The 20,362-nt window shown below is 46.2% G+C and carries 17 protein-coding genes; 1 reads left to right on the forward strand and 16 read right to left on the reverse strand.

Annotated elements, in window-relative coordinates; genetic code table 11:
* Window positions 1-18 precede the first annotated feature (18 nt).
* From VIG27_RS10830 to VIG27_RS10860, 7 genes are all read right to left on the reverse strand, one after another.
* Window positions 19-1,008, reverse strand: coding sequence for a PLP-dependent cysteine synthase family protein (locus VIG27_RS10830; RefSeq protein ID WP_394522527.1), 990 nt, complete (start codon window positions 1,006-1,008; stop codon window positions 19-21).
* Window positions 1,009-1,040: 32 nt separating this feature from the next.
* The gene (gene nifH, locus VIG27_RS10835) at window positions 1,041-1,889 is read right to left on the reverse strand and encodes a nitrogenase iron protein (RefSeq protein ID WP_394522528.1); all 849 of its coding nucleotides are present in this window, start codon (window positions 1,887-1,889) and stop codon (window positions 1,041-1,043) included.
* Between the two features lie 106 nt (window positions 1,890-1,995).
* Entirely contained in the window at window positions 1,996-2,364 is a 369-nt protein-coding gene (locus tag VIG27_RS10840) for a NifB/NifX family molybdenum-iron cluster-binding protein (protein ID WP_394522529.1), read from the reverse strand.
* 17 nt (window positions 2,365-2,381) lie between these two features.
* Complete coding sequence (locus VIG27_RS10845; RefSeq protein WP_394522530.1) at window positions 2,382-3,254, reverse strand: radical SAM protein; 873 nt, start codon at window positions 3,252-3,254, stop codon at window positions 2,382-2,384.
* Between the two features lie 91 nt (window positions 3,255-3,345).
* The gene (locus VIG27_RS10850; protein WP_394527524.1) at window positions 3,346-3,444 is read right to left on the reverse strand and encodes a DUF2292 domain-containing protein; all 99 of its coding nucleotides are present in this window, start codon (window positions 3,442-3,444) and stop codon (window positions 3,346-3,348) included.
* Between the two features lie 715 nt (window positions 3,445-4,159).
* Window positions 4,160-5,800, reverse strand: a complete 1,641-nt coding sequence (locus VIG27_RS10855) for a SulP family inorganic anion transporter (protein WP_394522531.1) — start codon at window positions 5,798-5,800, stop codon at window positions 4,160-4,162.
* A gap of 126 nt (window positions 5,801-5,926) precedes the next feature.
* Window positions 5,927-7,666: a restriction endonuclease FokI C-terminal domain-containing protein gene (locus VIG27_RS10860; RefSeq protein WP_394522532.1), complete on the reverse strand. Its 1,740-nt coding sequence runs from the start codon at window positions 7,664-7,666 to the stop codon at window positions 5,927-5,929.
* Between the two features lie 123 nt (window positions 7,667-7,789).
* Between VIG27_RS10860 and VIG27_RS10865 the strand changes: the two genes are divergently transcribed.
* Entirely contained in the window at window positions 7,790-8,959 is a 1,170-nt protein-coding gene (locus VIG27_RS10865) for an acyltransferase (RefSeq protein ID WP_394522533.1), read from the forward strand.
* Between the two features lie 4 nt (window positions 8,960-8,963).
* Here the strand turns inward: VIG27_RS10865 and VIG27_RS10870 are convergent, their stop codons facing one another.
* From VIG27_RS10870 to VIG27_RS10910, 9 genes are all read right to left on the reverse strand, one after another.
* Window positions 8,964-10,127: a DUF4317 domain-containing protein gene (locus tag VIG27_RS10870; RefSeq protein WP_394522534.1), complete on the reverse strand. Its 1,164-nt coding sequence runs from the start codon at window positions 10,125-10,127 to the stop codon at window positions 8,964-8,966.
* Between the two features lie 220 nt (window positions 10,128-10,347).
* Complete coding sequence (locus tag VIG27_RS10875) at window positions 10,348-12,090, reverse strand: ABC transporter ATP-binding protein (RefSeq protein ID WP_394522535.1); 1,743 nt, start codon at window positions 12,088-12,090, stop codon at window positions 10,348-10,350.
* Complete coding sequence (locus VIG27_RS10880) at window positions 12,087-13,877, reverse strand: ABC transporter ATP-binding protein (protein ID WP_394527527.1); 1,791 nt, start codon at window positions 13,875-13,877, stop codon at window positions 12,087-12,089. Before VIG27_RS10880 ends, VIG27_RS10875 begins: the two co-directional genes overlap by 4 nt.
* Window positions 13,878-13,975: 98 nt before the next feature.
* Window positions 13,976-14,593 (reverse strand): TetR/AcrR family transcriptional regulator, encoded by a 618-nt coding sequence (locus VIG27_RS10885; RefSeq protein WP_394522536.1) that lies wholly within the window; start codon window positions 14,591-14,593, stop codon window positions 13,976-13,978.
* Between the two features lie 119 nt (window positions 14,594-14,712).
* A complete protein-coding gene (locus VIG27_RS10890) occupies window positions 14,713-15,585 on the reverse strand; it encodes a cysteine ABC transporter substrate-binding protein (RefSeq protein WP_394522537.1) in 873 nt (290 codons plus the stop codon).
* A gap of 19 nt (window positions 15,586-15,604) precedes the next feature.
* Complete coding sequence (locus VIG27_RS10895; RefSeq protein ID WP_394522539.1) at window positions 15,605-16,357, reverse strand: amino acid ABC transporter ATP-binding protein; 753 nt, start codon at window positions 16,355-16,357, stop codon at window positions 15,605-15,607.
* A gap of 5 nt (window positions 16,358-16,362) precedes the next feature.
* Window positions 16,363-17,040, reverse strand: a complete 678-nt coding sequence (locus VIG27_RS10900; RefSeq protein ID WP_394522540.1) for an amino acid ABC transporter permease — start codon at window positions 17,038-17,040, stop codon at window positions 16,363-16,365.
* Window positions 17,000-17,680 (reverse strand): amino acid ABC transporter permease, encoded by a 681-nt coding sequence (locus VIG27_RS10905; protein ID WP_394522541.1) that lies wholly within the window; start codon window positions 17,678-17,680, stop codon window positions 17,000-17,002. Before VIG27_RS10905 ends, VIG27_RS10900 begins: the two co-directional genes overlap by 41 nt.
* 432 nt (window positions 17,681-18,112) lie before the next feature.
* Window positions 18,113-20,065 (reverse strand): methyl-accepting chemotaxis protein, encoded by a 1,953-nt coding sequence (locus VIG27_RS10910; protein ID WP_394522542.1) that lies wholly within the window; start codon window positions 20,063-20,065, stop codon window positions 18,113-18,115.
* Window positions 20,066-20,362 lie beyond the last annotated feature (297 nt).

Here is a 20,362-nt window from a genome sequence, read left to right on the forward strand (position 1 = left end):
TTAACCTCCAAATCTTTTTTAAGCTTCTTCAAACAGTTTTGTTGACAGATAGCGAAGACCTGTATCAGCCAGCACTACCACAATGTTCTTTCCTTTGTTCTCCGGTCTCTTTGCAATCTGGCCTGCCGCATAAATGGCGGCTCCGGAAGAAGTTCCTACAAGAATACCCTCTGTTTTTGCAGCTTCTCTTGCCGCCTCATAGGCCTGATTGGTTTCTACCTCAATCTTTTCATCATAAATGCTTAAATCCATAGTGAGGGGAATCCTCTCAACGGGTACTCCTTCAAAGGGATGAACACCGGTGATATCCGGCGGAAGCGGGTCCGTCTCATTGGGCAGGGACCCAGGTCCTGGCTGAATGGCAACAATCTTAATTTTTTTATTTTTACTCTTTAAATATTTCCCTGCACCCGATACCGTTCCTCCTGTTCCCACGCAGGCAACAAGGATATCCACTGTCCCATCCGTAGCTTCCCAGATTTCCGGTCCGGTGGTACGCTCATGGATGGCGGGATTTGACGGGTTTTCAATCTGATTCACAAAAAAGATATTTTCTTCCTTTGATAGTACATGTTTCTCCAGAGCTTTTATGGCAGCCACAAAATCTCCTCCCGTTTCATCAAGCACCTGCTTCACCTCCGGCACCTGGGAAAGCCGGATGGTCTCTCCTCCAAAAGCCCGGATATTCTTAAAGCGTTCTTCACTGACATTATCCTGAACATATACCCGAAAGGCATATCCCTTTGCCGCGGCAATTGCTGCAAGACCAATTCCCGTATTTCCGCTGGTGGTTTCCACAATGGTAAACCCCGGCTTTAACAATCCCCTTTTTTCCGCATCTTCGATCATTGCATATGCAATCCGGTCTTTTACACTTTGATTTGGATTAAAATATTCAAGCTTTGCAATGATTCTCGCTTCCAGACCATGCTTTTTTCCATAGTTATTAAGCGCAAGCAGGGGTGTCTTACCGATCAGTTCCGTAATTGATTGATGTATTTCAGCCATTTGCATTCCTCCTTAAACCGGTGTCCGGTTGGTTAGATTTTATAGTCGTCATTGAAATCCATTAGCCCAAACTCCAGAAGAATCTCTTCCAGCCTTTCCGAGTCCATGGGTGTGGGGATGGTAAAATCCTTATTGTCAATCACTGCCTGAGCAAGATTTCGGTACTCTGTGGCCTGACTGGAATCAGGTTTATATTGAATCACTGTTTTGCGGTTGATCTCCGCATGCTGTACAATATTATCCCTGGGTACAAAATAAAGGAGTTTGGTCCCCAGTTCTTTTGAAAAGGCACGGAGCAGATCCAGTTCCCGGTCCACATTCCTGCTGTTGCAGATGATTCCGCCCAGTCTTACTCCGCCTGATTTTGCATATCGTTTGACACCTTTTGCGATATTATTTGCCGCATACAGCGCCATCATCTCTCCGCTGGCTACAATATAGATTTCTTTTGCTTTTCCTTCCCTTATTGGCATAGCGAATCCACCGCAGACAACATCACCAAGTACATCATAGAACACATAATCCAGATCCTCTGTATAGGCGCCCAGATTTTCAAGAAGTCCGATGGAGGTAATAATTCCCCGTCCGGCACAGCCTACTCCTGGTTCCGGACCGCCGGATTCCACACAACGGGTTCCTCCGTAGCCTTCTTTTAAGATACGGTCAAGTTCCACACCATCGCCTTCTTCCCGTAAAGTGTCAAGTACGGTTTTCTGTGCCAAGCCTCCCAAAAGCAGCCTGGTTGAATCCGCTTTTGGATCACATCCCACAACCATAACCTTTTTTCCTTTTTCCACCAACCCTGCCGTCAGGTTTTGAGTCGTGGTGGATTTTCCGATTCCTCCTTTCCCATATATGGCAATCTGTCTGATCTCTCCCATTGTTATAACCTCTCTTTCTTTTCCCTATAAATTGTCGTATAAATCTTCTATTAATGTCAGGCTTCCTCGTTGCTGCTGCCAACCAGGTGCGTCAAATTTTCCTCTTTCATAAGGGATTTGTTAATTTCATACAATTCTCTACTTCCACATATGAAAGAAGTCTTTTTACGGAATCCTCAATGAATCCCGGCAATTCAAACACCAGGGTACCGTTTTTTGCCAGGGCAGCCCTTGCGCCTTCCCCGATGTGGCTGACCAGAACATAATCGCAGTCCTTTAAACGATCCGCCAGCTCATAAAGCTTATGATCATCATGCTGCTGCCCCTGGCACACAGGAACCGTCTGCCGGCTTTCGCCGTACCGGAACGTCATATTCCCGCTGTCCGCCTCCACAATATAGAAGACATCCGCTCTGCCAAAATGCAGATTCACCACTTTTCCGTCTGATGATGCAATTCCGATTTTATACTTCATAATCTCCTGCCTTTTCCTTATCCGTGAGAGAAGGTATCACTGCCTGCCACCCGTCTCTCATAGATCATATCTCCGTAATCCTTTCCCCCCAGTAACCCAACTGCATCTGCGCGGCAATGCTGGCAATGTCTAAAAACATCAATGTGCTTTCCTGCCGCAGTTCTGGCTTCATCAATTTCAGCACACACCGGGGCAGGCTCACCGGAAAGGTCGGACTGGGGAATCAGCGGTATGATGTTATAAATGCTGGCACCTGCCTCCTTTACAGTTTTTGCAATTGTTTCAATATGGTCCCCGTTGATGTTTGGAACCAGAACAGTATTCACCTTTACTGTAATGCCGGCATCTGCAAGCTTTCTGATTCCTTTTAGCTGGTTTTCAATTAAAAGCGCGGCTCCTTCGATGCCGATGTAAACCTTTCCGTGATAAACCGTAAAGCGGTTCAGTCTTGCTTCTATCTCAGGGTCAACTGCATTGACGGTGACTGTTACGGATTCCACGCCTACCTCTATGATCTCCTCCGCCCGTTCATTGAGAAGAAGTCCGTTGGTGCTCATACATTTGATCAACTGGGGGTAATGTTCCTTTATGAGCCGGAAGGTATCAAGAGCGTAATCCGTAGCCAGCGTATCCCCCGGTCCTGCGATTCCGGCGACTGTGATTTCCGGGCAAAGCTTTAATGCTTTTTCTAAAACCTGAAGTGCCTCCTTGGGAGTAAGCACCTTGGAGGTGACTCCGGGCCGTTCTTCATCATCATTGATCTTTCTGTCACAGAACTTGCAGGAAATGTTGCAGCCTGGACTGACCGGAAGGTGGATTCTTCCTGTGTTGTTTCGATTTCCCCCAAAGCAGGGATGGGATTTTTGAAGATTTTGATATGTATTTGCCATTTTGCTCTCGCTTTCTTTCATTTTAGACCATAAAAAAGACAACCCTTGCCTGATATGCTCTTATGGCTTATCAGAACCTCCGGTTGTCCAGTCAGTCCTTTAATCTGATTTTTTCTATTTTTTCGATCTGCACTATTTTTCCATCCTGAATGGTAATGGTAATGGAACCATACTTCACATCTCTCGCCATTTCGTTCACGAGCCTGATGTATTCCTTTTCAGGTTGGGAAGCATTTGAATAAGATATATGAATCACCTTCTCTCACTTTAAGATTCATTCTCAAGCCGGTCATTTGCGAAAGCTGCCGTCTTTCATTCTTAGGTGGTTCCCTTATACCATGCATATGGATCTGTATTTCGTGCATGTTCCTGTCCGTTTCAATAACTTTTTCTCTAATTGATAGAGTTTCGTCATTTCATTTTATGTCATTAAAAAGCAGGTACCATACTAGTACCTGCCAAACTCCTTATGTCACGGATTCAGGTAGACTAATACATACAAAAATAAGCTGTATTCATACACATATACACAGTTTTACAACAACAGTTCATCTTATCCGTATTTGAAAATTCCATATCTCTGGTCAAAAACGCTGTGCTTTTCATATGTATTGCATCCTTTCTTAAATCCTATTATTTTTATATGTTTGTATGTATAGTATTATAGTATCATCTATTTTAGTTGTCAATATTATTTTTAATTTTTTTGATAATTTTTTACAACTTGTCCCATATTCTGTTTAATCTTTACTTTATAACAAAAAGCGGGATATTGTATCAAGATAAAGGGAACGGAGAATGGGGGAAAAGGAATCTGTGACAGAAATAAAAAAATCCCCCATACAGGACTTTGCTATTTCATTGTCCTATACAGGGGCACATCAATCACTGGTCAGGCTGCTTAATCAAAGCCCTGACGCACGAAGCAGTGCTTCGTCAATACAGCCGGCAATGTTCTCTCTGCCGATCATCTCTGTAAAGCCGGCCTTTTCCATGATGGACATGGGCTGCTGATTGACATGGGATAAAACCAGGATGACATTTTTCTTTTTTAAGTTCTGGTGAAGCTTCTGCAAGCTCTTTAATGCCGTGGCATCCATTGCGGGAACGCTGCGCATCCGAAGAATCAGCACTCTCTTGCCTTCCTCCAATACCACTTTTGATATTTTATCTGCGGCACCAAAGAACATGGGACCGTTGACTTCAAACACCGATACATGCTTGGGAACCGGTTTTAAATCAATGGATTCCTTCTCCGGTTCTTCCTGCTGGTCCTCTAAATACTTCCAGCCGCTGATCTCGGCCACATCGGCCATCCGTTTCATGAACAGCAGAGAGGCAAATACCAGGCCTACTCCGATGGCCACAACCAGATCAAATACAACGGTCAAGCCAAAGGTGACAAGAAGTACGGACCAGTCACTCTTCGGTGCTGTTTTCACGATGGAGACAAACTCTCTCCATTCGCTCATATTATAAGCCACCATAAAGAGGATCGCTGCAATCGCAGGCATTGGGATCAGTGCCGCATAGGGCATAAGGAAAATCAGGATCAACAGCAGCAGCCCGGCATGGACCATACCGGAAACCGGCGTCCGTCCGCCATTTTTAATATTGGCTGCGGTACGGGCAATGGCACCGGTCGCCGGGATTCCTCCAAACAGGGCGGAACAGGTATTGCCCACTCCCTGAGCGACCAGCTCCATGTTGGAATTATGCTTTCCGCCTGCCATTCCGTCTGCCACCACACAGGAAAGCAGGGATTCCACTGCTGCCAGCACTGCAATGGTGATGGCATCGGGAAGGACCTTCTGCACCATGGCAAAGGAAAAATCAGGCAGGTGAAAGGCCGGTAAGTCAGGGGAAATGGTATACAGATCCCCAATGGTATTGACCGGAAGATCAAACAGCTTCACAGCCAGCGCCGTTACGATGACAGCAATCAACGACGGCGGGATTTTCTTAAAGAATTTCGGCCATATAATCAAGATGGAAAGAGCCACAAGCCCCACCGCCAGGGTCATGGGATTTAAGGTGTGAAAACAGAGAACGATCTGTTTTAATTTTTCCATGGTCTCTATGGGCGACTCCTGAAAGGTCAATCCGAGAAAATCCTTGATCTGTCCGATGAAAATGGTGACCGCAATCCCAGTGGTGAAACCGGTGGTTATGGTGTAAGGAATAAAACGAATGAGACTTCCCAGACGCAGCAATCCCATAAGCACCAGAATGATTCCTGCCATGATCGTAGCCAGGGCCAGGCCATCCATGCCATTTTTTATGACAATGCCTGCCACGATGGAGGCAAATGCCGCGGTAGGGCCTGCGATCTGCACTTTACTTCCGCCCAGAAGGGATATCACAAAACCAGCCACAATGGCTGTGTAAAGTCCTTGTTCCGGAGTCACACCGGAAGCCAGAGCAAGGGCGATGGAAAGAGGAAGGGCAATGATTGCTACAATGATACCGGATATGAAATCCTTAACAAACTGCTCCTTGGTGTAATGCTTCATTGATAAATAAAACTGAGGTACCATATCTTTCATTTTTCCTAATCCTTTGTATATTATAAAATTTTTATAAACATTTTAAAATATAATGTTGTAATCGGAAGAATGCAAGCGATTTCGCCATGTTTCTAAATTAATACACAATATCCGGCAAAATTCCCCTCAAGAAAGGGTAAATGGATAGGAAATCTCATCGTTGCTGTCAAAAAGCCTGAAACACTCCTCGTAACCAAGTCTTTTGGACTTTAACTCTTCTGCCAGCATAAGAAGAGTTACCGAATTGATGGCGGCTCCATGGATTCCCGACCGGACAGAGATAAGATTTAACCGGTCTTTAAATCCTCCCGTAAAGGAACCGGAAACAAATGCAAAGTGAAAACTGGTCACGGATTCTTCAAAGATGTTCCACCAGCGGTTGGGATTGAGCATGTCCCTTCGTTCTTTATTCTCTTCGATGTAACGGCACATCTCGTCTGCCTGTTTGATGGGAAGAGAATACCCTTTTCCATAGGCTTTATTGTCTATGATCAGCCCGTGATTACCATAAAAAACGCACACATCAGGCTTTCTGGTATCCCCAAGCCTGGCTCCCTGAAACTCAAGCTCCGAGGTCAGAAGCTCCGCGGTTTTTATCTCATAATCCCGGTCGGAACTGCCGTCAAAGCCCAGGTCCACAAGGATCAGATATTTATGGTCTACATGGGTCATGTGGGTTCTCAAATAATCCTTATACACAGATACTTCTGATTTTACCGGTATCCCGTACCGGCCCTCCTCCGGCAGCTCCAGTCCCCTTATCTCATCCATGATCCGGTAGGTATCCCCTGTTTTTTTTACCTGAAGTCCAATATTGGCAAAGCTTTTGAGGTCATCGAGGATGGTTTCGGTTTCTTCTTCAATCCCTTTGGTGCTTAAGTATTCCTGTATCTGCAAAGGGGAACGGTAATTTCCCTCTAAATATTTAATGATATAAGTCCTTCGGTTTCTTAAATATTCCCGGTCTGCCGCCTTGGTAGCCAGCATGTCCCACATCACCCTCTTTGGAATCCTGGCAAATCTGGATACTCCGGCAATGTGTTTTAAGACGGTCCTTCCCTTTAACGTTAGCATATAAGACTGGGGAATGACAGCAGACGCTCCCCGGCTTCCTGTGGGGGCGGCCACTTCCTTTGGCACTTTCCGGATAAAGCCCATCTGGATCAGCCAGCTGCAGATGGTGCGGACGTACTTGTCACTGGTTCCCTCCGTATCCTGCAGCAGCTTGGTCCTCTCTTCCTTTGTCTTTGCCTCCAAAAGCCCTTCTAAAATCATGTATTGGGGGATAGAGGTAAATCCGGCCTCACCGATGAATCCAAGCCTTGCTCCGATCTCAAACTTCGTCAAATGTTCTTCCTCTGCCAGCAGGGATAAAACCCGGCAAACCGGAGGATAAGACAAAAACGCCGTCTTGAGCACCTCTGCCTCCTCTTCACTTCCTTCTTCTGCCTCCGCATACCGGCGTCCAAGTTCTGATAAAGAACAGACATCTTCTGCTCTGCTGTAATCAAGAAACCCCACGCTGACCGCCCAGCGGAGAAAGGAATCCGCAGGCCAGTCACTCTGGTATTCCTTTCGCTGGCCCGGAAGCACTGCCTGTATAATGCCGGAGCAGGGTGCATTGCTTCTGGTAAAGCCAACAGGCGTTCCTTTTCCTTTCAGATGGAGATACGGAATGCGGATGGTCTCTTCCTCCAACTCTTTGATAAAAATATCTCTTCCGTCTTTTTCTGATATCAGCCTGGGGATTTTATCCGTCCGAAGGAGCCGGTTGATGGGGGAGCCGGGTACAAAGACGGATACCACATTCTTTAAATTTCCCAGGATATAGGCCTCCTGTACCCAGCCAAATGTTCTGTCTGCCACTGTTATTTCCTCTCCGTTTTTTTCTCAAGTATAGCATAGCACAAAAAGATACGCAAAGCGTTTTGGTCTCTCCTCATTTGGTTTGTTTCCATTTCCATTTTGTGCTATAATAGGAAACACGGATTGGAACCAAACGGAAAGGAACAAAAGAACATGGGAAAACTACAGCTGATGTTTCTGGCTTTTATCATCATATCCCTCTGTCTCCATATAACTGCGGGGAGAAAAGACAGAGAGCATTTTAAAAATCTCCTGTCAGGGAACACAGAGCGTGGAAAACGAATCCTTTACCTGGATTATATCCGTCTGATTGCCACTCTTTTTGTCATACTGGTTCACTGTCTGGATTCTTCGGCATTCAGCCATACAAAAACCCTCTTTCCCCGAATCGCCATACAATCCCTGATCGCCGTTTTATTCGTCTGCAACACCCTGTTTATTATGAACAGCGGAGCGCTGATTTTAAACCGGAGGGAGGGTTGTCTGGCACGCTTTTACTATAAGCGTTTCATCCAGGTAGCCCTCCCTTTTTTCTGCTACTATGGCATTTACATCCTTTTATCTTCCCAATACTTTACTTCCGGTTTTTTTAATGGGATTTTAAGAGCAGGAAAGGACATGATGGCGGGTCCCATAGACTGGGCGCCCCACCTGTGGGTGATCTATGTGATTTTGTCACTTTATATCCTGGCACCGTTTTTTTCTATTCTATTAAAGCATCTGCCCGATGGCCTGCTTCACGGACTGGCCGCTCTGATCCTGATTTTCAGGTGCATTGGGGTTTATCTGCCTGCGGCCGGTCTTCCGGTAAATTTCCAGCTTATGATCAGTCCGTGGGAAGGAGTGTTTTTACTTGGTTATTACTTTGCTCATCCGGCTTCCTTTTCCCGAAGACGGCTGTTCTTTTGCCTTGGAGGAATTTCTTTGATTGGTACGGTTCTCTGCGTGGCCTTTCGGGAAGATTATAAAGCCATCCTGCTGGCAGAAGGCGCTCCCATGATGATTCTTCTGGCCGGTGCCATATTCCTTCTGCTGCGCTCTTTGGAATCCCGGCTTCCTGCACCGGGAAGAATCATGGGATTCCTTATCCGGTACAGCTACTCGGTGCTGCTGGTTCACTGGGCCGTACTTTACTTTGTCCATGAACGGTTTGGAACCACTCAAAACCCGGTCTTAACCTTTTTCCTTGTCCTTGTTTGTTCGGCGGCCGCCGCATTTCTCTTTGACCAGACCGTCGTCTACTGCGTCCAAAGCTTTTTTAAAGCACTTGCACGTCTTGTCCGGAGAAAATAGCCGGTCATTCCAGACCGGTTTCCCCGGCAGTCTTGTCCGCTGCGATGGGCCTTACAGTGATCCCGTTGATCTCCACATGCTCACTGATCCCGATTACAATGCATGGACGTCCGTCGATCATCCGGTTCTCCACCAGATAGGTCTTGTCCGGGGCAACTTTTATGCTCACGTCGGTTGTCTTAATCTCAAAGCTTCTTGTATTGACCACATTGGAAGCCACAAAGCCCGCACTTTTTCCATCCGGGGTTTCTTCAAAACGCTGTTCAAATTCTTCCAGTTTTTCCTGGCTGGCACCGTTGTTCTCCAGAAGTTTTTTCATTTGGTATTTGTCCAGGGTAAAGGGGGCGGGCTCATCCTTTGTTTCTTCCAATATCTCATTTAAACTCTCATGAATGTTCTTCACCGTTTCAAAGTCACAGTTTTCTCCCAGAGTCTCCTCTACGATCGCCTGAAAAGTCTCTTTCTGATCCTTTGCCGTCATGGGAATGACACAGCCAAGCAGCTCATCAATCAGCCGTTCCGGCATCTGCTCCGGGTTTTTTATGTAGTACATAAGACCGTGGATGTCCGTATTCCGATCGGTAAAGGAAGGGAAAATAAAACCGGTATCGGGAGCTTCCACAAGCCAGTCCCTGCTTCTGTTTTCGATGGTATTCGATTCTGAATTATAGCAAAGTCCTGCCTTTGACAGCTTCACCGGACAGATGGTACATTGAATGAATTCGTAAACAAAATCAGACGCATCAAACATCTCTAAACCATCCGAGGATTTTGCAGGGATATCATACGCACAATGGATGAGGATGATGTAATAATTCTCTCCGTAATCATAGCTTGCAATCACCTTGTCATAAAACTCCTCCAAAAGAGCGTCATCCTTTAACTGGCTGTCCCTAAGCTTTAATAAGAAATTCTGGGTCCCCCCTTCTTCTTCCGCATTCAGAGGGAATTCCATATTCACCATATTTTTCCCGATAGAGCCGGATAACGCACTTTTAAAAATGGTGAAATATTTAAACGCCTCCTCTTCCGGAAGGGACAAAAACGCTTCCTTTAATTCCGTCCTTTTGTTCTTTTCCGCATCCACATAACAGCCGCAGATTCTGCTGATGGCACAATTGGCGGGAGTGAAAAGTTTCTTTAATTCATTGGCTTCTTTCTTATTCATATTACGATTTCTCCTATCTGTGAGCTTACTCCCTGACTGGACCCATGCTCAGGCAGGGCTTCCAAAAAAAGCCCACGGACCATGCGGCCTGTGAGCTTTTCCAGCACAAATTCAGTGTTATCATACCATAAAATTCTCGCTTTTACAATATGTGCCAAATCCAAAAACCGGAATACACTGTGATTTTTTTCTGCGGTTTTCAGATACACTGGGTCCTGATTTACAAGGTCCAGTTCTGACTCTCATTCTGGAGCAGGGTCATATGGCGGTAGATTCCTCCGCGTTCAAAAAGTTCCTCCGGGCTTCCCTGTTCTGCCACGATTCCATCCTTTAATACGACGATCCGGTCCGCTTTTGCGACGGTCCTCATCCGGTGGGCAATGATCAGTACGGTCTTATTGCGTACCAGATTGGAAATGGCCCCCTGTACCATGGATTCATTTTCCACGTCCAGGGAAGCGGTGGCCTCATCAAGAAGAATGATGGGTGCATCCTTTAAAAGTGCTCTGGCAATGGACAGCCGCTGCCTTTCTCCCCCGGAAAGAACGGAACCATTTTCCCCGATCACGGTTTGGTAGCCTTTTGGCAGGCGGTTGATGAATTCCGTACACTGGGCCGCTTCTGCCGCTGCCATCACTTCCTGGTCCGTGGCGTTCTTTCTGCCGAGACGGATGTTTTCCATAATTGTGTTATTAAAAAGCACCACATCCTGGAATACAACGGAAAAGTTTTTGAGCAGGCTTTCCGGGTCAACGGTGCTTACATCCACGCCGCCGATGGTGATCCTTCCCTTATTTATATCCCAGAAACGTGCCGCAAGCCTTGCTGCCGTACTTTTCCCTCCTCCGGAAGGCCCTACCAGTGCCGTAACCTGCCCCTGTCTGGCCTGAAAGGATACGTCTCGTAAAACCGGCTCATCCGGATTATAAGCAAAGCCTACATGATCGAAAACGATGTCATAGCCCTGGTAAGCTGCTTCTTCCGTTCCTGTCTGCACCGGCTGTTCTTCAATGGAACGCAGCCGTTCCACACGGAGCATGGTGGAAAATACGGCGGACAGATTGTTGAGACTTCCGATAAGGGGGTGATAGATTCGAGTCGCTGCAATCATAAAGATCAAAAATACCATAAAGTCTATCTGCTGCCGGGATAACAGAACCGCACCGCATAGAACCGTAGTTGCCATTCCTACCTTTAACACCATCTGGGACGCAGTGACCAGCATTCCGTTCAAAACTTCCAATTTTACTGTAATGGCTTCTACTCCCACCAGCTTCCCGCTCAGTCCATAGAGGTATTCCTCTGTCTGGTTATTAGCCTTGATGTCTTGAATATTCTCAATGCATTCCTGGATGCCCCCGGAAGCCTCCAGGATTTTCCCTCTTTGTTTCCGTTCCATCTTATCAATCCACGGTCTGGTCCCCGCAGAAAGTAAAAAGGCCGCCGGAACCACCCAAAGCGCGGATACTGCCATTTTCCAGTCCATCAAAAAAAGTCCGATACCTATGAGAGACGTAGATAGCACCGCTCCTAGCAGCTCAGGAATAAAATGGGAAAGGGCAGTCTCCATCCAGGCACAGTCCCCCATGATGGTAGTGGTCAAATCGGTTAAGTCCCGTTTTCCGAAAAAGGAAAGAGGAATCTTGCGAAGCTTTTCCGCCAGATTGATGCGCATATTGGCGCTTTCCTTATAGGAGGCCAGGAAGGTGGCATTGTATTGGTGATACATAAGGAGAAAAATCAGGAGCAGAAAGACGATGCTAAAACCTACATATCCTGCAATCCCCATTTCCGGCCCCCTCCTTCCAAGAACAGGAGCAAGCAGCTGTTCCAGAAGTAGCACCAAAAGTGCCATGGGAAGTATTAGACCTACATTTGTAAGGGTACAGGCAAGGACTGCCTTCCACAGATCTTTGCCGCCCTGTTGACTCAATGCAAACAGCTTCTGTAAATATTTACTCATGATTTTTCACCAACCTTCCAGGAAACCGATGTCTGATAATCTTTCCACATTTTTGCATACAGGCCCTGCATTTCCAGTAACTCGTCATGGGTTCCGGCTTCCGCTACCTGTCCCTGGCTCATTACAAGGATTTGATCCGCCTTGCATACCGTGGATAGGCGGTGGGCGATCATGAGAACGGTTTTTCCCTTTACCAGCGTCTCAAATGCCTTTTGGATCTGGTATTCATTATCCGGGTCTGCAAATGCGGTGGCTTCATCAAGTACCACAATAGGGGCATCTTTTAAAATGGCTCTTGCAAGAGCAATTCTCTGACATTCCCCTCCGGACAGATAAACGCCTTTTGTGCCCACTACCGTATGAAGCCCTTCCGGAAATTTTTGAATAATATCCTCACAGCAGGCTGCCTTCACCGCCCGTTCCACCTCCTCTGAAGAAGCCTCCGGCCTGGCTGCCCGGATGTTATCCAAAAGGCTGGCTTTGAACAGATGGCTGTCCTGAAAAACAAAACTGACCCTGCGCATCAGTTCCTCGGTTCCAATTTCTCTCACATCCACACCCCCTACCAGAATGCTTCCCTGGTCCACATCATAAAACCGGGAAATCAGACTGGCGGTTGTTGTCTTTCCGCCGCCGGAGGGCCCTACCAGCGCATAGACCGCTCCTTCCGGCATACGGAAGGAGACATGGTTCACCGCAGGGATCGTATGATCCTCATAAGAGAAGGTTACGTCTTTAAATTCGATTGAGGCATCCTTTGGATGCTTTGGCTTAGCCGGCTCTTTGAACGGCTGCTGGTTCACGATTCCCATGATCCTTGCCAGCGCTTCCTTTGCCTGCAGTGTATGTTCACTGGTGAACATGATTTTATCCATCATTGTCACACAAACCGGAGTAAACAAAATATAAAAAATCAGATCCAGCACCACATTCAGACCGGAAGCTCCGGCCGCTGCTTCTCCGGCAAGAAGAAGGCCGGCCGGCAGCAGAAAGGCAAATATACCGTTAATGCTCACGGTATAGGCACACATGGGAATTCTTAAAGATAACGTATATTTCACCGCCCAGTCCCGGTACCGCAAAATGGATTCATGGAAATTTTTAAAGGAAAAAATGCTTTGCTGGAAAGTCTTTACCACGGGGATGCCTCTTACATACTCCACGGCTTCGTTGTTCATATCTTCCAGCGCATTTTGATACTGCTTCATGGATTCTGCCATGCCCGGACCCATCATTCGGGACAGGAAATACACTCCCACCGCCATTGGCAATAGACTGATCAATCCGAATCTCCAGTCAAAGAAAAAAAGGAGAAACAAAACCGCAGCCGGTGTGACAATTGCACCTGCATAATCCGGCAGCTGATGGGCCAGATAGGCTTCCGTCTGACCGGTTCCGTCATCAATGATCCGCCGGATCTTTCCGCTTCCCAGACTCCTGATATACCCCACCGGAAGTTTTGCCAGATGGTGCAGGGCAACGGTTTTCATATTTCTGGCTGTGCGGAATGCAGATAAGTGGGTGCACAGCAAGGCCACTAAATAAATCAGCATGGAAAGCAGAGAGGTCCCTACTGCCAGCCAGCCATACCTGACCAGCTTCCCCGTTGTGTAGACGTCAGGCCACTGTGTTATCGCTGTCTTTACCGCCAGCCACATATATACGTAGGGCAGCAGACCGATCACCGTACTGATTCCCGACAGAACACAGCCCAGCCATGTTGCATACCGGAAGTTTCCTGCAAAGGTCATCAGCGTGACTTTATCTGTGTCCGGCAGCTTTGTCATTATTTTTGTTTTATCGTTCACCTTTTATCCTCCTTTATAACGATGCGTCTGCTTTTTAGTTAGTTTAAACTAATCGCAAACCTTAATAATATGGAGCATTAAAGCCCCATAATCTTCTTCCAGCCCGCATGCTGGAACCTTCCAAGAACCAGGGAATAGGAAAGGGCCTTTTCCCTTGGAATGTCATGCGCCACAAACTCCAGCAGCTGACGGAAAAAGGAACGGGATATGATATGAATCAGCGTATTGTCAATATCCTTTACCTCATGCCCGATTTCCTTCATGGCATTGATAAAATCCCAGCTTGATTTTTCTTCGATCTCCGCCAGCTGGTCCAAATAGCTGTCACAGGTTCCGGCATTGCTTTTTAAAAACAGCAGCTGAAATAGTTCAAGCCGGTCATACACATAATTCACCATATCCGGCACCGAATTGTCCGTAATTTCTTCCAGAGCCGCTGCCTGTTTCTCCGGAGACAGGCTGGCAAATTCCACATGGACCCGCTTATACATGTCTAAAAGTCCGTCTGCCGCCTCTCCGGTCAGTGCATCAAACAACGCTTCTTTGCTGGGAAAGTATCCATAGATGGCTCCTGTGGTCACCATAGCCTCCTTTGCAATCCTTCTTAAAGAAGCTTTTTCATAGCCATATTTCATAAACTCCTGCATCCCTGCCTGTAAAATTGCCTGGCGTGTACTTTTTATCTGAGCGCTCATAACCTCTTTTTCTCCTTTTTATAACACCGTTATATAACAGTGTTATTATGAATCAAAAAAAGCAGGACGTCAATACGTCCTGCCAGTTATTTTTTCTCAATTACCAGTATTTTAACTTTTTATACCTGGCCGCCTTCCACTACCAGGTTTTCCGGATGGATCTCATCGCCGTATACCGGTTTTAGGGTCTCTTCAAAATCTTTATGGAAGAACTGTTCTTCTCCAAGGGTCTTGATCTCGTCGTTGATCCACTCCAAAAGTTCTGTATTTCCCTTCTGAACCGCTGCTGCAATGGTATCTGTATTCCCAATGGATTCGATGCCTACCTGAAAGCCTTTGTTCTGAAGCGCCCATGCAAGCACTTCGGTGTTGTCTGTTGAGAACGCATCTCCTCTGCCGTCTGCCAGTGCATCATAGGCTTCCTGATACTCATCAAACTTTAACAGCTTAATTTCCGGATGGTTTTCAGAGAAATAGGTTTCTGCAGTGGTTCCCTTTACAACGATTAAAGTCTTATCCTTTAATTCAGCAACATCCTTGATTAACTTATCTTCCGGAGAAACTACCCCAAGTGCTACCTTCATATAGGGAAGTGTAAAATCCACCTGCTCCTTTCTATCATCGGTAACGGTAAAGTTGGCAAGGATCACATCTACTTTTGCGGATTTTAAATATTCTACACGGCTGGCTGCCTCTACATAAACAAATTCCGCCTTATCTTCGCTTCCCAATAAGTCTTTTGCCAAGCGTTTTGCAAAATAGACATCATACCCCTGGATATTCCCGTTGGAATCCACATAACCAAATGGATTCTTGTCGCTGAACACACCGATTTTGATGGTTCCTGATTCCTTAATTTCGGAAAGGGTTCTTGCTTTTGCAGAAGCGCCTTCGGTTGCTCCTGCATTTTCCTTTGCCGGAGCGCTGCAGCCGGAAATCAGCCCCGCTGCCATGGTAATTCCCAATAATGCACCTAATAATTTCTTTTTCATAAAAATCTCCTCCTTTTATTTAGATCGCTTCATAATGAAACGTATTTAAAAACTGCTTTGCCCGGTCTGTCTTTGGAGAGGTAAAAAACTCCTCCGGCCGGCTCTCCTCCACCACCAGTCCCTGATCCATAAACAGAACACGGTCTGACACGGCTTTGGCAAACTCCATCTCATGGGTGACAATGACCATGGTCATTCCATCCTTTGCCAGTTCCAGCACCACCTGTAAAACCTCTCTTACCATCTCCGGGTCCAGAGCTGCTGTGATCTCATCTAAGAGAAGGATCTCCGGATGCATGATAAGCGCTCTTACAATTGCCACCCTTTGCTTCTGTCCCCCGGACAGCTGCCTTGGATAGGCATCCTTTTTATCCAAAAGCCCCACTCTTTCCAACAGCTGTTCGGCCTCTTTTGTGACTTCCTGTTTCTCCCGTTTCTGGACCTTACAAGGGGCCAGAAGGATATTGCCTAAAATAGTCATATGGGGAAACAGATCGTAGCTCTGGAAAACCATACCGATCTTCTGTCTGATTTCGTACGCATCTTTTCTGTCCCGTTCTATGACCTGATCTTTAAACCGGATCGTTCCGGAATCAATTGGTTCCAGCATGTTGAGACATCGCAAAAAGGTACTCTTTCCGCAGCCGGAAGGCCCTACAATCACCACTACTTCTCCCTTTTCCAGTGAAAAGCTGATATCCTTTAAAACCAGGTTCCCGTTTTCATAGGACTTTTTCAAATGTTCTGTTTTTAAAATTACTTCCTGCTTCATTTTTCTCAATCCTTTATTTTTTTATCTAGCAGAGCCGCTGCTCTGGAAAATGGAAAACAGATGGCAAAATACAAAATGAAAATAACCCCGTATACCCAAAGGGCTGCATCAGGAACCGTATACCTGGATGCGTCAATGATCTGCTTTCCAACCTTCACTACCTCAATGACCCCAATCAGCACCACCAGAGAGGTGGTCTTGATCATTCTTGTCAAAAGGTTCATGACCGACGGAAGAAGTCTTCTCACGGTTTGGGGAATGATGATGTAACGGTAAACCTGAAGCTTTGTCATTCCTAATCCAAACCCGCTTTGATACTGGTGGACCGGAATGGACTGGATGGCACTCCGCACCAGATCCCCCATCTCCGCCGCTCCCCAGAAGGTAAATACGATCACAGCCGCCGCTGAACCGGAAAGATTGACGTTTAAATGCTTTGCCGCTCCGAAATATACTAAAAACAAGAGCACCAGCTGGGGCATGATGCGGACAATCTCCAGATAGATCCGGCAGACAAAGCGTACCGGCTTTTTCGGACTGGTCATTACCACACCAAGGAGCAATCCCAAGAGGATGGACAATGCCATGGCAAATACTGCGATCCGAAGAGATACCCACAATCCTCCCAAGAGCCGAAGAAAGTTATTTCCCTGGAACAGCACTTGAATTCCCAAATTCTGCATAACGCACCCTCCTTTCTATATAAGAACAAAGTAAGGATATTGGCAGCAATATGATTAAATATGCCGTTACCAGCATAAAAAGGGCTTCATCGGTCTTATAATAGATGCCGATCAGATCCTTTGCCACAAACATTAAATCCGCAAGAGCTACGGCACTGAACACGGAAGTTTCCTTAATAAGGAAAATAATATTGGCACAAAATACCGGGACAGAGGTGGCAATTGCCTGAGGCAGTATAATGTATTTGAATACCTGCCCTTTGGTTAATCCAAGGCTCAGCCCTGATTCCGACTGAATGGCCGGGACCTGGTCAATCCCGGTACGGAATGCCTCTGCCATATAACTTCCTCCCAGAAAGGCCAGCCCGGTAACGGCACAGCCTTCACTGCTTAAAACAATCCCAAGTTTTGGGAGTCCAAAGTATAAAAAAAACAACTGTATCAGTAACGGTGTATTTCTTGATAGCTCTATGTAGCCGCTTACCACCTGCCGGAGGACCGGTACTTTAAAAACCTTGATAAGGCTGCATAAAAGCCCGATTGCCGCCGAAAGCACTATCCCCAGTAAGGATATGCGAAGCGTGATACCTGCCGCTTCCACATAAAGCGGCGCATTGGCCCGTATAAACTCAAAATCCATGACTTCTTTTTTCCTCCCCTTTCTTATCCTTCTGACTCATGAATCTCCTTCCTCCCTCGCTTTGATTCATAAAAAAGGAAGCAGGTATACGAACATACCTGCTTCCTTCCATCTATTTTCTCTGTTACAAGATAAAATTCCGGATTTCAGATATTTGAACGCATACATAAATAAGCTGTATTTCTTCCCAAGAAGCATCTACAGCACCTCATGATTTGATCCATGCCCTGCATGCAGCCCGTTTTCATATCTTCATTCTCCTTATTCATACCAAGTTTATATGTTTACTATACTGTGCCCTTAACTATTTGTCAATCCCTTTTTCTCAAATATCCCCTACGGTAAATCCTGGTATGATTGTTAAACCTATTAAATCCTTACTTAGAAACACTCCTTTTAGAACCAAATTTTCATACCAGGCTTCTATTCATATCAAACTGATACAGACTCTTCTATGCGGAATTCCCCTACCAGTTCTTTTAACATCTGCATCTGGTTTAATAAATCCTCGCTGGTAGCCGCACTTTCCTGAGCCGTGGCGGAATTGGACTGGGTGACCATGGAGATCCTCTGCATGCCTTCCTCCAGGTCTTTGACGCTGTCGGACTGGTTCTCCAGAGACTGGGATATCTTGGCTACAAGAGCGTTGATATTGCCGGTCTGCTCCACAATCGTCTGAAATACTCCGGCAGTCTGTTCCGTATTCTTCTTTCCCTGGTCAACGGAATCTATGGTACTGCTGACCAGCTCTGTGGTCTGTTTTGCGGCATCCGCACTTTTGGAAGCCAGCTGACGGACTTCATCCGCCACAACGGAAAAGCCTTTTCCCGCCTCACCGGCACGGGCCGCTTCCACTGCCGCATTTAAAGCAAGTATATTGGTCTGAAATGCGATATCATCAATGATCTTAACGATATTCTGGATCTTCCTGGAGTATTCATCAATACTGGCCATTGACCGGAGAAGCCGTTCCATCTCCTCATTGCCCCTCTGGGTCTCCAAAAGAGCGGATTCCGTAATGCCCTTCATGGAAAGGGAATACTCTGCATTATCCTTAATATAGCTGGAAACCTTCTCAAGAGAATTGGTAAGGGCTTCTGTGGTAGCCGCCTGCTCAGAAGAATTTTCTGCTAGATTCCTTCCGGTCAGTGCCACCTGTTCGGAACTGGAACGTACCTGATCCGTGGCTTCCGCGATATGGAAAAGTGTACCGTTAAGAGAAGAAAGGATCTTTTCCAGAGCAGCCTGTATGGGCACAAAATCTCCTTTGTATTCTACAGAGCTTTTTGCTGTTAAATCCTTGGAAGCGACTGCACTCAGCACAGCTGAAATATCTGAAATATAAGTACGCAGTCCGTAGATGGTATCCTGCAGCGCCAGAATCAGGCGGGCACTTTCATCCTTTCCATTTGCCGGCTCAAGCTCTCCCTGCAGATCTCCTTCCGCCAGCCGTTCAATCCGATGTGTGGCTGCAACGATGGGAGCGGTCAGTCTCTGTGCAAACACACGGGTGATCAAAATGGCCAACATCAAAAGAAGGAGTCCCGTTCCTGCACACATGGCAATGGTAAATCGAACGGCACCTTCAATCTGAGTCAGAGGAGTGGTAACTGCTACCGACCAGCCTTCCGGTCCGCTTAAAGGAGTATATCCCACCAGACGGCGCTGGCCTTTGTAAAAGCTGAAGCCTGTTCCGGTCGCACCGCTCATCATCTTCTCAAAAATCTTTGCCGTGGGAGCGTAGGAAGGGTTCTTTTTTGCCAGTTCTATGTAGTTCTGCGGATTTGCCACATTATCCTGAGTGGGATGAATGACTGTGATTCCATTTTTATTAACCACAAATGCATATCCGCTTTCCCCGATTTTGATCTTTGTCAAATCATTGCTGATGGTCTCATAAGGCAATGTTCCATATAAGACCTTGCCGGTACTGCCAATGGGTGCGCCGATGTAGAATACCAGCTTTTTGTTCCCATCGAGAAACGGGTCGGAAATATAGGGAACTCCGTTCTTTGCCTGTTTGAAAAATTCCAGATCGGCGATCTTATCGTTCTTTTCATTGCCTCCCTGTGCGTCTGCAATGGTTATGTAATCAAAGCCAGAGGCCTGTGCTTCTTCCTGCAGCAAAGCCTTCTGTTCGGATAAGGAAGTTTTTTTGTCGGTCAGGAAACTCTTGGAAGCGGTGATGCTCAATTCGTTGCGGTAGATGTTCAGGACCGAATCAATGCCCTGCTGATATGCGTTTGCAAGATAGGAAGAATTCTTTTTGGATTCTTTCATGGAACTGTTATAGTAAAGAATGGAAGATATGGTTGTTAAAAATATTACGGTAAAACCCAATAACAATGAAACGAAAAGTAATAGCTTGTTTTTTAAATATTTCATACTTATGAGCCTCCTCTAAATATCATTCGAAAAGCATCCCGGTGCTCCTGCTGATAATACTCATACCTGTGTTCTGCCTTTTTACGTTCAAAACACAGAATCTTTTACTCCTATTATCAAAAACGATCGTACTATGATTTTCGACTTTTTATTTAGCACATTATACCACAAAAACCATAAACCGGCAACTCCTCCTTCTCCCTATTTCGACAATTTAACCGGTTTGCTGCGGAGGCTCCATTACCTGAAAAAAGCTGATAAATACAAAGAAAACGCCGGCTTCTTTAGAGATGGCCA

Source organism: Lacrimispora sinapis, from assembly GCF_043633585.1.
GTDB classification, from domain to species: Bacteria; Bacillota; Clostridia; order Lachnospirales; family Lachnospiraceae; genus Lacrimispora; species Lacrimispora sinapis.